Origin of the sequence: Natronospira elongata (assembly GCF_034931365.1) — a bacterium.
In the GTDB taxonomy this organism is placed as follows: domain Bacteria; phylum Pseudomonadota; class Gammaproteobacteria; order Natronospirales; family Natronospiraceae; genus Natronospira; species Natronospira elongata.
In genome coordinates, this window is sequence record NZ_JAYGII010000048.1 from 1 (window position 1) to 13,683 (window position 13,683).

Genomic DNA, 13,683 nt, shown 5'->3' on the forward strand with positions numbered 1-13,683 from the left:
AGATACATCCCTGTAGGCTTTGGGGGCGACCGAAAGACTGCGCTTTCCTGCTCCGTCTTCCGGTCCAGCCCGCACATCCCTGTGCGGGCGTTCGGCAAGCTGCGATGGTCCACCGGACCATCGGTCTTGCCTCACCCTGCCTCACACAGCCCTGAGCAAGGCCACCGGAACCTGGACCTACTCTAGGCGGTGGTCACCTTGGCCGTGCTTGCTGATGGTGCATTCAGATTGATCGGCAGATTGCCTTCGATTCAGCGGGTGAAATCGCGGATAAATCCGCTCCTACGACGGTGCCATTAGCGTATGCCGAAGCCGCCGTAGGAGCGGATTTATCCGCGATCAAGAGCCTCCGGCTGGCACCAAGGCATAAGACTGAACCAGACGCTCCGCGAGCACTGCACAGGTGACACCCACCAAAGGTAGGCCCTGTCGGCTCCAAGGCCGGAACGCCCCCCGTCACCGTCATCGAAGGGTCCTAACCCAAACGAAGCCGACTCGCGCCCCCGACATCAAAGGGTACTAACCTGAACGAAGCTGCCTCACACTGCTATCTTCAGAAACCCAAGGGAATGCCCAAAACAATGAAGCCGACCAACAGCGCCGTCCAGACCAGCAGGAAGGCGATGGAATAGGGCACCATGATCAGCAGCATGTCGCCAAAGGTCATTTCCGGCTTGTACTTGCGCATGAAGGCCAGGATCACCCCCGCATAGGTCATCATCGGCGTGATGATGTTGGTGGAGGAGTCCGCCACGCGATAGGCGGCAGCCACCAGGTCAGGTGTCATGTCGCTGTTCACGAAGTAGAGCATGGGGATGAAGATCGGGCCCAGCAGCATCCACTTCGACGTCAGCCCGCCCACGAAAAGGTTGATCAGGGCCGTGGTGAAGATAAAGCCGATGATCAGCAGGATGGGATAGTTCTGAAGGCCCAGCGCCAGCAGGCCTTCCGAACCCAGGTAAGTGATGTACTGGCCCAGACCGCTGTAGGACAGCACACCCAGGAAGTTGTAGCAGAAGAATGTCAGCACCATCACATAACCCAGGGTGTTCATCTGGCCCACCATGGCCTGGACCACATCCCAGGTGCGCTTGAATTTTCCCGCCGCAACGCCAAAGAAGACACCGGTGATGGCGAAGAAAAAGGAAATCAGCAGGATGATGTTGTTGAGATACGGCCGGACCACATTGCCGGCCTCATCGGTATAGGAAGACAGGGGCCCATAGCCCAATCCAAAGACCACCGCCAGGGAAACCAGCACCCCCAGGAAGGAAGCACGCAGCCCCCGACGTTCGGCATCCGTGAGCTGGAACTCATCGAAGTTGACTTCCTCGGGCACCACCCAGCTCTGATTCTCCAGGCGCGGCTTGACCCAGCGCAGGGTCACCCAGGCACCGAGAATGGCGAGAACGAAGGTCGAGGTCAGGATGAACCAGTAGTTCATGGTGGCCGGGTTGAGCGGCTGGCCCAGGGTGTTCTCGAAGGGCACGCCCTGGGCCTCGGCGAAGGCCTGGGCGTTCATGCCGATGATCACATCCACCGAACCGGGCATGAGATTGGCGCTGAAGCCGGCCGAGACACCGGCGAAGGCCGCCGCCATGCCGATCAGGGGATTCTGGCCGATGCCCGCATACAGCAGGCCGGCCAGGGGTATGAGAACCAGATAGCCGGCATCGGTGGCAACCGAGCTCATGATGCCAAGGAAGACCAGCAGCAGCGGCAGCCATTTGCTCGGCAGATTCAGTCCCACCCGCTTGATCAGGGCGCCAAAAAGGCCGGAACTCTCGGCAATGCCGATGGCCAGCATGACCACCAGGATGACACCGAGCACGCCGTTGCCGAAGGCCAGCCAGTTGTCCACCAGGGCATTGTCGAACAGCCAGCGGACGTGTTCGGCCTCGTACATCGCCTTGATGGTGTGGGTGACCGGTTCGCCGCCCACGCCGATGGTTTCGAACTCATGCCCGCCCATGAGCATGGAGACCAGGAGGGCCGCCGGCAGAAAGACCATGAAAATGATGACCGGATCGGGAATCTTCCGCGCCGCCCGTTCTACGAAGCTGCCAAAGGCCTGTCCCCGCTCACTCATTGTTTTCCCCGCACTTCAGTGACCACAAAAGAGCGGATCATATTGGAAAAATGGGCGAGCTGCGAGTAAGGCAAGGCCATGCCCACACGCCGTAGGAGCGGATTTATCCGCGATATGAGGGCAATCGAAGCGTTGGATCGCGGATAAATCCGCTCCTACGGTCTTTAACCCAACCGCTCCAGCCGTTCCGCCAGCATCTTGCCGTGGCCGCCGGCGAGTTTGCGGAGCTCGAAGTCCAGGCGTTCATCGCTGGCCAGGCGCTGGCAGTACTCGGCGGCGGCCTGGGCAGCGCTGCGCCAGCGGGCCAGGGCGCCGGTGGCGGGCAGGCTCGGGGCTGGGAACTGGTCGGGGAGGCTGCCGTCCTCGGCCGGTGCCAGCCGGGAGGGGGGCAGGGCCTGGAGGGGAGCCAGGTGCAGGGCGTCCTCGGTGGGGAAGAACGGTAATGTTTCGCCATCCAGCGGACGGCTGCCGATCAGGCGGAAGAATTCCTCCAGCCAGAGGATCTGTTCGGCCTCTTCCGCTGACAGGCGGGCGCTGCGCTTGAGGGCGGTGGCGGTCGCGGCGGCGTCTTCGGGGTCCACCCCCTTGCCGCTCAGGGCCCGGAGCGGGAGAACGGCGCGGCGTCCCAGGCGCCCGACCCGGTCAATCCGGGCGGTGGCCAGGAAGCGGTAGCCGCCCAGGTCGAGCAGGCGGGCCGGGGCCACCGGCAAGCCCTGGCGCCGCAGCAGTTCCAGGGCCTGGGCCTCGGCGGCGAGCAGCCCGGCCTGGCGTTGCGCGGTGGGCGAATCGGCCAGGGGCGCGAAGCGGACCAGAACCTGATGGCCCTCCATCCAGGCGGTGAAGCGGGGCGAGTCACCCGGGACCGGTTCACCGGGCGGGTCGCCGGCCTCGGCCTGCTGGGCGAGTTTGGGCAGATCATCCAGGGAATGGGGCTCGGGGTCATGGCCGAGGAATCCGGCCATGGCGGCCTCGCCAAGAATCAGGTTGCCCGGCATGGCGATGCCCTGTTCACTCAGCAGTCGCAGTTGCTCTTCCTCGTCGCCGACCTGACCGAAGTGGGCATCCGCCATGTAACCGCGGGGCCAGAGGGCGCTGATCTCCCTTGGCAGGCCGGTGCCGATGCGCAGGCCGTCCTCGGCCTGCCAGGCCCATTCGCTCGGCGCCAGGGCGCGTATCCGGGCATGGTCGTGGGCGCGGCCGTCTTCATCCACGCGATAGACCGGCAGGCTGTCCGGCAGGCCCTCGAGCTGGCGCGGCACCGCGTAGCGAACCTGTCGGGTCTGGCCCAGTCGCAGCACCTGGTCATTCACTTCCCGCATGAGACGGGAGAGGGTGGGGCGGCTGATGCCCAGGGCTTTCTGTACGGCCGCGGAGCTGAGTGGACCCTGTTCTGTGAGCAATTGGATGAGGCGCTGGCTACGAGACATGCTGTGATTCGATTCCTGAAACGAATTGGGGGAATAAAGCAGCGCGAAAATTAAACCGGAGGGGGAAGTCAGCGTCAAGCAAGTTCGGGGAGACAGGCTTCATCCCTGAAGCCCGCCACCCCGATTTCGCACGATAAGGAGGTGGACCCAGTCGTGCGAAAGGGGCACCGGCAATGCCGGTATGCTTTGCGACCCGTATGATTACAGCCCATTCTGCCTGTCCGGGCCATCCCTCATACGGGGGGCGTCCGTCCCCTTGGGGGAAAGGGTGCCTCGGGGATCGGACTGCCGGGTCGTAGACGATGCCGGCTGGCCGATGTTTCAGTCTTTGTGCAGTGCCGGGACACAGGGGATACACTACCCGCCCCGTCGTTCCCGGACGGGCATGGCTCACCCCTGCAGCAGTGATATCAGCATGATCCAGATTAGCGACATTGTCTTGCGCCGCGGCCCGGAGGCCCTGATCGAGGGCGGCAGCGCGACCCTTTTCCCTGGCCACCGGATCGGTCTGGTGGGCGCCAATGGCAGTGGCAAGAGTTCCCTGTTCGCCCTGCTGCGGGGTGAGTTGGCGGTGGATGCCGGTCAGGTGTCGGTACCCTCAGACTGGCTGATCGCCCACATGGCCCAGGAGTTCACTGACCTGGACCGCCCGGCCATTGACTTCGTGCTGGATGGCGACCCGGCATTCCGCGCCGCGGAAGCGGACGTGGCCAAAGCGGAAGCCTCGGGAGACGGAGATGCCATTGCTCGGGCTCATGGCCGCTTCGAGGATGTGCACGGATATTCCGCCCGGGCCCGGGCGGGGGAGCTGATGAATGGGCTCGGCTTTGCCGCCAGCCGGCATGGCGACCCGGTGGGGAGCTTTTCCGGCGGTTGGCGGGTGCGGCTCGGCCTGGCCAAGGCCCTGATGTGCCCCTCCGATCTCCTGCTTCTGGACGAGCCCACCAACCATCTGGATCTGGAGGCGGTGCTTTGGCTGGAAGACTGGCTCAAGGCCTATCAGGGAACCCTGGTGCTGGTCTCCCATGACCGGGAGTTTCTGGATGCGGTGGTGGCTGAAATCCTCCACATCGAACATTGTCGCCTGAATCATTATCGCGGCAACTACAGCGAGTTCGAGCGCCAGCGGGCCGAGCAACTGGCCCGACAGCAGGCCCTGTACGAGAAGCAGCAGCGCGAAATCGCGCATATGCAGAAGTTCGTTGATCGCTTCCGCTACAAGGCCACCAAGGCCAAGGCAGCCCAGAGCCGTATCAAGGCGATGGAACGCATGGAGAAGCTGGCCCCGGCGCATGTGGATTCGCCCTTTCACTTTGAATTTCCCGACGCACCCCGGGCGGGCAATCCCCTGATCAAGCTCGAGGGGGTGAGTCTCGGCTACGGCACGGACCCGGTGCTGAGCGGCGTGGATGCCAGCATTGGACCCGGTGACCGGATCGGCCTGCTGGGGCCCAATGGCGCCGGCAAGTCCACCCTGGTGCGGACCCTGGCCGGTGAGCTGGCGCCCATGGCCGGTGAGTGCCATGTGGGTGCCAATGTGCGGATCGGCTACTTCGCTCAGCATCAGCTTGAGCAACTGGATACCGCTGCCAGCCCCCTGGATCATCTCCAACGCCTGTCACCCGCGGTATCGGAACAGAAGCTGCGGGACTTCATCGGGGGATTCGGCTTTCAGGGGGACATGGCCACCGATCCGGTGGCCCCGTTCTCCGGGGGTGAGAAGGCAAGGCTGGTGCTTGCCCTATTGGTCTGGCAGGCCCCCAACCTCTTGTTGCTGGACGAGCCCACCAACCACCTGGACCTGGAAATGCGTCATGCCCTGACCATGGCACTGCAGGGCTTTGAGGGTGCCGTGGTGACCGTGTCCCATGATCGCCACTTGCTGAGTAACACCGTGGATCGGTATCTGCTGGTGGCTGACGGCAGTGTCCGTGATTTTGACGGCGACCTGGGAGACTATCGTGTCTGGCTGGATCAGCAGCGACTGAACCGCCAGGCCAGTCAAAGCCAGACCAACGGCGGCGGTGGTGGCAATGACCGTGGCAAGGCGGCCCGGCGGGCTGCGGCCGAGCGGCGGCAGGCCCTGAAACCACTCAAGGATCGTGCCGCTCGCCTGATGAAGGACATCGAGAAGAGTGGGGAACGCCTCGCCAGTCTGGAAGAGCAGCTGGCAGACCCGACCCTGTATGAGGAGGAGGCCGGGCTTCGGCTTCAACCCCTGCTCAAGGAGCAGGCAGCACTTCGCAGTGAACTTGAGCGACTGGAGAGTGAATGGATGCAGGCAGAGGAAGAACTGGAAGCGGCCAGAGCGGCGGCGGAGGGAGTGCGGTGAATGCAGAGTCACATTTCGTGGAACTGGACGGTGAACGCTGTATCCATCTGCGTCGCTTTCCCGGTGAAGGTCAGGTGCTGTTCCTGCTTCACGGTGCCATCGAGAATGGCCGTATCTTCTACAGTCGTTCCGGCCGGGGCCTGGCGCCCTGGCTGGCGGAACGTGGTTATGATGTCTGGGTGATGGACCTGGGCGGGCGTGGGGGCAGTCGCCCTCGGATTGCTCGGGGCAGTCGCTACAGTCAGACCGATTCCATCCTCAGGGAAATCCCGGCGGCGCAGGATTATATCGGGCAGCAGCGCCCCGGCGTCAGCCAGCACTGGATCGCCCATTCCTGGGGTGGTGTGTTGATGAATGCGGTCCTCGCCCGCTTTCCGGAACGGGCCCGCTCGGTGGCTTCTCTGGTTTTTTTCGGCAGCAAGCGTCGGGTCCGGGTCTGGAATCTTCGCCGCCTCCTCTATGTGGACTTGATCTGGTGCTGGCTGTCGCCTTTGATTGTTTTGCTGGCCGGTTATCTGCCGGCCCGGCGTTTGCGCTTCGGCTCCGATGATGAGAGCCGTTTGAGCTTCTCTCACGGACGGCGCTGGGTACGTGAGACCCGCTGGGTGGACCCGATCGATGGCTTTGACTATCGGGCGGCCCTGGCCGAGCAGCGACTGCCTCCGACCCTGTATCTGGCGGGGGCCGCCGATGCCGCCCTGGGCCACCCGGAGGACGTCAAGCGTTTGATGGCCGAGTCCGGTAAAGGGAAGCAACGCTTCCTGCTGCTGGCCAAGGCCGAGGGTTACGCCCGCGACTATGGTCATATCGACATGCTCACCGCCCCGGAAGCCGGGGAGGACCATTTCCCGGTGGTATTGGACTGGCTCGCCGAGCACGGCGAAGGGAAGGGCTGATGGGCACCATTGGCAAGTACACCCTGCTGCAGATTCCCGGCCTGATTCTGTTCGGGATCATCGTCTATCTGCTTTATCAATGGGATTGGATTTCCGATCGTCTGGCAATGCTGTTGCTCTTGTTGTGGGTGATCAAGGACGTGCTGCTCTATCCCCTTTATCGGCCGGCTCTTGAAGGCGGTCATGATCCGGGTGCCGTGGGCATGGTCGGGCTCACCGGCGTGGTTCGTACCGATCTTGATCCGGTTGGATTGGTGGAGGTGGCGGGGGAACGCTGGCGGGCTCGCAGCGTGGATGGCCAGACCATCACTGCCGGCGAGAGGATTGAGGTCAAGGATGCCGAGCGGCTGATATTGCTGGTTGCCGCCATCAGGGGGGAGGAATGATCCGGGTCCGGATTGCCAAGCCGGGTGGTTATGAGCGACTGGCGATTGAGTCGGCGCCGGATCCCGCGCCCGGGCCGGGTGAGGTCGTGATCGAGAGCAAGGCCATCGGGGTCAATTTCGCCGACTGTATTGCCCGCATGGGGCTCTATAAATCAGCCCGTGAATTCGTCGGCTGGCCCCTGACGCCGGGCTTTGAAGTGGCCGGGCGCGTGGCGGCCTTGGGCGAGGGCGTCAGTGACTTTGCCGTGGGCCAGCGGGTCTTTGCCCTCAGTCTCTTCGATGCCTATGCCAGCAAGGTTTGCGTGCCCATCGAACAGCTTCGTCCCATCCCCGGCGGCTGGTCCGAGGCCCAGGCCGCGGGTTTTCCCACGGTCTTTCTCACTGCCTGGTACGCCCTGCATGAGCTGGGCGGCATTCGTGCCGGTGATCGGGTGCTGGTGCATTCCGCCGCGGGTGGGGTTGGCCAGGCCCTGGTTCAGTTGGCCCTGGATGCCGGTGCCCGGCCGGTGGCGGTGATTGGCGCAAGCCATAAGCGCGAGGCATTGGCCGGCTACGATATTCCGGTGATCGACAAGTCCCGCGAGCCGCTATGGGCGGCGGCCGAAGATCATGCGCCCGATGGCTATGACCTGATTGCCGATGCCAACGGCTATCCCACACTCGCCGAGAGCTATCGTCATCTGGCGGCGGGTGGGCGTCTGCTGATCTATGGTTTCCACGGCATGTTTCGGCCGGATCGCAAGGGGCGGGGCCGAGTGAACTGGCCTGCCATGATTGCCGGCTGGTTGCGCACGCCCCGTTTCAATCCCCTGCGCCTGACCAGCGACAATCGCAGTGTCATGGGTTTCAACCTCAGCTTCATGGGTGAGCACCGCGATGTCCTTGGTCGTGGCCTGGATCACCTCGTGCAGCGCGCGGAGGCAGGCCGCCTTCAGGCACTGCCGGTGACAAGCTATCCCTTCGAAGCGGTGGCCCGTGCCCATCGGGATCTGGAGTCCGGCCAGACCACCGGCAAGCTGGTCTTGCTGCCTGATCAAAGCGCCGACTGAGCCATTCGCGGAAGCCATTGGCGGGAGCGACAGACAGGCCGCTCCCGTCCATTAAAGCCCCTCACTCATGCCGGATCGGTTCGGCATCCGCGCGACCGAGGACCTTCAGCGCGAAGGCGTAGAGATCAGCCTGTTCCTTGAGAGACTCGAAGCGGGCGGCGGAGCCGGCGTGGCCGGCTTCCATGTTGGTCTTGAGCAGGAAGGGCCCGCCCTTTGCCTCGGCCCGCAGGCGGGCGATCCACTTTGCCGGCTCCCAATAGGTCACTCGAAAATCCGCCAGACCGGCGGTGGCCATGATGGGCGGATAGGGCACGCCATCCCGCAGGTTGTCATAGGGCGAGTAGCTCTTGATCACGGCGTAGTCATCCTCTGACTCGATGGGATTACCCCATTCCGGCCACTCCGGCGGGGTCAGGGGCAGGCTGGGATCGGAGATGGTGTTGAGTACATCGACGAAGGGTACCCCCGCAATGACCCCGGCGAAGAGCTCCGGCTCCAGATTGACGGTAGCCCCCACCAGCAGTCCGCCGGCGGAGCGGCCGTCGATGACGATGCGGCCGGGGGCGGTATAGCCTTCCTTGATCAGGCCCTTGGCCGAGGCCAGGAAGTCGGTGAAGCTGTTTGGCTTCTTGTCCAGCTTGCCATCCAGGTACCACTGCCGGCCCTTGGCGGAACCACCCCGGACCTTGGCCACGGCATGAATCACGCCCCGGTCCACCAGAGAGAGGTTGCCGATGGAGAAGAAGTCCGGCATGTAGGCGCCGTAGCTGCCATAGCCGTAAAGCAATACCGGTGCCGAGCCGTCCAGGGGGGTATCGGCCAGGCGCAGGACTGTGACCGGAATGCTTTCCCCGTCCGGGGCGCGGGCGTCGATGCGTTCCACGACATAGCGGGAGGGATCATGGCCGCTGGGTACTTTCTGGGTCTTTCTCAATTCCCGTTCACCGCTCTCCAGGTGGTAATCAAAGGTCTGCAGCGGCTGGGCCGGGGTGGTGTAGAGAAAGCGCGTGCTGTCAGTGTGGAATTCGTAACCGGGACTCAATGACAGATGATAGGCCTCGTCCGCCATGGGCACCTCGCGGGTCTTGCCCTGATAGTCGGATACCATCAGACGCGGCCGCGCATCCCGTCGTTCCACCCAGACCAGATAGTCTCCATAGGTGACGAAATCGGTGATGTAGCGTCCGGCTTCATGGGGCAGCCAGTCTTCCCAGTGCTCCCGACCCGGGCTCCTTACCGGTGCACGCACGATCTTGAAGTCCACCGCCCCATCGGCGTTGGTCAGGATGTAGAAATAATCACCCCGATGTTCCACCTCATACTGTTCGTCTTCCTTGAGGGGCGCGATCAGCCTGGGTTGGGCTTTGGGCTCGTCGGCAGGGATGTAGAAGCTTTGTGAACTGTTATGGTTGCCGGCGTTGATGAGGATGTATTCACCGCTCTGGGTCTCGGAGACGGAGACGAAGAGACCGTCATCTTCCTCGTCATAGACCACCCGGTCGGATTCGGGATCCGTGCCCAACTCATGATGACGGACGCGCTTGGGACGCTGATTGTCATCGCGCTCGATGTAGAAGAAGCTGGCTGAATCCGCCGCCCAGACCACATCGCCCCCGCTTTGCTCGATGGTTTCCTGGTAATCCTCGCCGCTGTCGATGTCACGAATGCGGATGGTGAAGTACTCCGAGCCCACCGTATCCACGCCGTAGGCAATCAGCTTGTGGTCGGGGCTGTGGCTCACTGCTGCGATATTGAAAAAGTCCTGGCCCTGGGCCTCCTTGTCACCATCGAAAAGGATGGTCTCCTCCGTTTCTCCCACGGGGCGGCGGGCAAAGATCGGGTACTCACCACCCTCGCGGAAGCGGGTGTAGTACTCGAAAGGCCCATCACGGCGAGGAACCGAGGCATCATCCTCCTTGATGCGTGCGCGCATTTCCTGAAACAGGCGCTCGCGCAGATCGCTGACGTCGCTCATCATCTCGTCGTGATAGCGGTTCTCCGCGTTCAGATGTTCACGAATGTCTTCGTCCAGTACGGCGGTATCGCGCAGGAGCTGCTGCCAGTTGTCGTCCCGAAGCCAGTGATAGGGATCAATTCGGGTTTCACCGTGCTGGGTGATTTCCTTCTCCCGGCGCTCGGCAACGGGCGCCTCGACCAAATCTTGTGCCTGAAATGCCTTGTGAGCCATTAATGCCTCGTCATTCTGTTGCTGTGTGGCGTTCTCGCTCTGACCGCAGGCAAGCAGGCCTGCGGCGAGGAACGGGAATACCCATGGAAGTGCCCCTTTCATTCTGCTGCCCTCACACTGGGAAGTGTCGGGAAAGATATCACAATGTGGCTTGGGGACTACGACGGTGGCCGTGGCCCTGCTAGGATTGGCCTCCGGATCTCCCCATGCCAGAAGGAAGCTTCCCATGCGTCGACTTGTTCTCCTGTTGAGTCTCTGCTTCAGCACCCTGGTCACCGGTGTCGCCCTGGCGGCCATTGAGCCCGCGCCGGAACGTGCGGAGGGAGAGGGCCCTTATGATCGCCTGATCCTGCGCGGTGCCACCCTGATCAATAGTACCGGGGCGCCGCCCAAGGGGCCGGTGGATATCGTCATCGAGGGCAACCGCATCGCCGATGTCCATGTGGTTGGCTACCCCGGCGTGGAGATCGATCCGGACGGGCGACCGGAAGCCGGCCCGGATGATCGGGAACTGGATCTGTCCGGCATGTATATCCTGCCGGGTTTTGTGGATATGCATGCCCATATCGGCGGTCGTGCCCAGGGGACGCCGGCGGAGTACGTGTTCAAGTTGTGGCTGTCCCATGGCATCACCACCATTCGTGACCCGGGCAGTTTCAATGGCATCGACTGGGTGCTGGACCATCAGCGTCGCAGCGAGGCCAATGAAATCACCGCGCCCCGCATTCAGGCCTATGCCGGTTTCGGCATGGAACACGACGGGCCGATCACCACCGAACGTCAGGCACGGCGTTGGGTGCGGTCAATGGATCGGCGTGGCGTGGATGGCTTCAAGTTCTTCGGCAGTCACCCCGATGTCCTGCGCGCTGCCATCGAAGAGGCGAGTGACCGTGGCCTGGGTACGGCACAGCACCATGCCCAGTTGGAGGTGGGGCGGGCCAATGTCCTCGACACCGCCGAATGGGGCCTGACCACCATGGAACACTGGTATGGGTTGCCGGAGGCGTTGTTCGAAGACCGCACTCTCCAGCACTATCGTCTGGACTACAACTATCAGGATGAGTATCACCGCTTTGCCGAGGCCGGCAAGCTTTGGCGGCAGGCGGCGGCGCCGGGCAGTGAGCACTGGAATCGTGTGCGGGATCAGTTGATTGATCTTGGCCTGACCATTAACCCTACCTTCAACATCTATGAAGCCAACCGGGATTTCATGGCCCAGCGCCGGGCCGAATGGCATGAGCAATATACCCTGCCTTCGCTATGGGATTTCTTTGAGCCGGATCGCCGGGCTCACGGTTCCTACTGGTTTGACTGGACCACCGAGGATGAAATCAACTGGCGTGAGAATTATCGCCTGTGGATGAAGTTCATCAATGACTACAAGAACCACGGTGGCCGGGTCACGGTAGGCTCTGATTCGGGTTATATCTACAAGATTTACGGTTTTGGCTTCATTCAGGAAATGGAACTGCTTCAGGAAGCCGGCTTTCATCCCCTGGAAGTGATTCGTGCAGCCAGTCTGCATGGTGCCAAGACGCTTGGCATGGACGATAAGGTGGGTTCCATTGAGCCGGGCAAGCTGGCCGATCTGGTGGTCGTGGAGGAGAACCCGCTGCAGAATTTGAAGGTGCTTTACGGGACCGGCGCCATTCGCGTTGATGACAATAATGAGCTCAAGCGGGTGGGTGGTGTTCGCTATACCATCAAGGACGGCATCATCTTTGACGCCGAGCAGTTGCGTGCCGATGTGCGGGAGATGGTGCAGGAGGCCAAGGACGAAAGAGACATCGAACGGCTTACGCAGCCGGCGGCTGAGTTCTGATTTGATGGTTGTGGGATTCGATTGGGGGCGTGCTCTTTGATGGCGGCGATGGATTGGCTTCGATCTGGGTAGGACCCTTCGATGTTGGTGACTGGTGGCGTTTCGGCCTAGGTGGTGACAGGCCTTTCCAAGAACGCCGTAAACCCATCCCTGGAGACTCTGGGTTCGCCATCCTGGCTCACACAGTCTTGGAAAGGCCTGTCACCACCTAGGCCTACCTTTGGTGGTGGTCACCTGGGCCCTGCTGGCGGAGGGTTTGGTTAAGTCTTATGGTTCTTAATCGCGGCTAAAGCCGCTCCCACGGTGCCTGTAGCGTATGCCGGAACCGCCGTGGGAGCGGATTTATCCGCGATTTCAGCTTCCTTGATACCAGTCCCGCAAAACCCGGATAAAGGTCTTCGCGCGGGGTGGGAAACCGACCGCTTCCATCGTGGTCCTGGCTTCACGGACCCGTGCCTGGAATGCCTCGCTGGCGGTTTGTGGGCCGTCCAGGTTGTCCAGACTGACCCGGAAAGGCGACCCGCAGGCAATGCTGAAAGCCCACTCAATCGCCTGAGGCCGGGCCTCGACCCGCTCGAACTCAGCCTGGCGCTCCGGCCCGCGACCATCGGGTTCATACCAATAGCCGTAATCCACCAGCTTGCGGCGGTGTGCCCCGGCGATGCACCAGTGGGCGACTTCATGCAGGGCGCTGGCGAAATAATCGCGGGTAAATATGATTCGATGCCGAGGATGAAGCTCGTCCGCCGGCCGATACTCGGGCTCAGCACCGCCACCAATCAGCACGGTGTTGTGGCTTTCCTCAAAAGTCTCGTTGAATAACCGAATCAGATCATCGGCGTGGTGGGTGGTTTTGGACATCGGCAGAGGAAAATCAGTGCTGAGTGCTGAGTGCTGAGTGCTGAGTGCTGAGTGCTGAGGAGCAAGGAGCAAGGAGCAAGGAGCAAGCTATGCTCCTAACCCCTCACCCCTCGCCCCTAACTCTCTACGGCATCTGAATGCCGCCGCCACCGCCGCCGGGCATGCCGCCCTGGCCGCCGCCCATGCCACCCATGCCGCCGGTATCGCCCGGGGTCATGATCCGGGAGGCCTGTTCGCGGCGCATTTCCTCCACCTTCTTCATCATGTCTTCCAGGGCCTGACGGGCGTTCTCGTCGAACTGCTCCACCGCGGCTTTCAGGGAATCGGCCTCGATCTCGAAGGAGAGGGGCAGGGCGCCGGCTTCGGTCATCACCTGGGTATTGCCCAGGTAACGGACGCTGCGGCTATCGTCATCGCTGCCATCGGCTTTCACCGGCACCATGCAGCGGATACTGCCCACCCGCGCATCGGTGTAGGTCTCTTCCCGGAAAAGACCCTCGGCATCCATCTCCATGCGCGGCATTTCCTGTTCACTCATGCAAAAGTCTCCAGTCGATTGGGGTGTTCAGCCGCCTATTGTAACGGATGTGGGGGGTGGGGTTTCGATCAGCGGCGTGCCTTTCGATGCCGGTG

Annotated in this window: 10 protein-coding genes; 5 read left to right on the forward strand and 5 right to left on the reverse strand. The window is 62.4% G+C overall.

Annotation, left to right across the window (positions count from 1 at the left end; translation table 11 throughout):
- Positions 1-553: 553 nt before the first annotated feature.
- Together VCB98_RS12745 and VCB98_RS12750 are read right to left on the reverse strand one after the other, a co-directional pair.
- A complete protein-coding gene (locus VCB98_RS12745; protein ID WP_346053147.1) occupies positions 554-2,089 on the reverse strand; it encodes an AbgT family transporter in 1,536 nt (511 codons plus the stop codon).
- Positions 2,090-2,253: 164 nt separating this feature from the next.
- On the reverse strand, positions 2,254-3,516 hold the full coding sequence (locus tag VCB98_RS12750) for a hypothetical protein (protein WP_346053148.1): 1,263 nt from the start codon (positions 3,514-3,516) through the stop codon (positions 2,254-2,256).
- A gap of 415 nt (positions 3,517-3,931) precedes the next feature.
- On the opposite strand from VCB98_RS12750, the gene VCB98_RS12755 reads away from it, so the two are divergent.
- The 4 genes from VCB98_RS12755 to VCB98_RS12770 are packed head-to-tail and all read left to right on the forward strand — an operon-like array spanning position 3,932 to position 8,179.
- Positions 3,932-5,848, forward strand: a complete 1,917-nt coding sequence (locus VCB98_RS12755) for an ATP-binding cassette domain-containing protein (RefSeq protein ID WP_346053149.1) — start codon at positions 3,932-3,934, stop codon at positions 5,846-5,848.
- Positions 5,845-6,744: an alpha/beta fold hydrolase gene (locus tag VCB98_RS12760; protein ID WP_346053151.1), complete on the forward strand. Its 900-nt coding sequence runs from the start codon at positions 5,845-5,847 to the stop codon at positions 6,742-6,744. Before VCB98_RS12755 ends, VCB98_RS12760 begins: the two co-directional genes overlap by 4 nt.
- Complete coding sequence (locus tag VCB98_RS12765) at positions 6,744-7,130, forward strand: NfeD family protein (RefSeq protein ID WP_346053153.1); 387 nt, start codon at positions 6,744-6,746, stop codon at positions 7,128-7,130. Before VCB98_RS12760 ends, VCB98_RS12765 begins: the two co-directional genes overlap by 1 nt.
- Positions 7,127-8,179: a synaptic vesicle VAT-1 family membrane protein gene (locus VCB98_RS12770; protein ID WP_346053155.1), complete on the forward strand. Its 1,053-nt coding sequence runs from the start codon at positions 7,127-7,129 to the stop codon at positions 8,177-8,179. The genes VCB98_RS12765 and VCB98_RS12770 overlap by 4 nt, the downstream gene beginning before the upstream one ends.
- Before the next feature lie 61 nt (positions 8,180-8,240).
- Here the strand turns inward: VCB98_RS12770 and VCB98_RS12775 are convergent, their stop codons facing one another.
- Positions 8,241-10,367: a S9 family peptidase gene (locus tag VCB98_RS12775; RefSeq protein ID WP_346053157.1), complete on the reverse strand. Its 2,127-nt coding sequence runs from the start codon at positions 10,365-10,367 to the stop codon at positions 8,241-8,243.
- A 226-nt stretch (positions 10,368-10,593) separates the two neighbouring features.
- Here VCB98_RS12775 and VCB98_RS12780 point away from each other — a divergent pair, with 226 nt between their 5' ends.
- Complete coding sequence (locus tag VCB98_RS12780) at positions 10,594-12,189, forward strand: amidohydrolase family protein (RefSeq protein WP_346053158.1); 1,596 nt, start codon at positions 10,594-10,596, stop codon at positions 12,187-12,189.
- A 354-nt stretch (positions 12,190-12,543) separates the two neighbouring features.
- On the opposite strand, the gene VCB98_RS12785 is transcribed toward VCB98_RS12780, so the two are convergent.
- Together VCB98_RS12785 and VCB98_RS12790 are read right to left on the reverse strand one after the other, a co-directional pair.
- On the reverse strand, positions 12,544-13,050 hold the full coding sequence (locus VCB98_RS12785) for an elongation factor P hydroxylase (RefSeq protein WP_346053159.1): 507 nt from the start codon (positions 13,048-13,050) through the stop codon (positions 12,544-12,546).
- Positions 13,051-13,174: 124 nt separating this feature from the next.
- Positions 13,175-13,588, reverse strand: a complete 414-nt coding sequence (locus VCB98_RS12790) for a hypothetical protein (protein ID WP_346053160.1) — start codon at positions 13,586-13,588, stop codon at positions 13,175-13,177.
- Positions 13,589-13,683 lie beyond the last annotated feature (95 nt).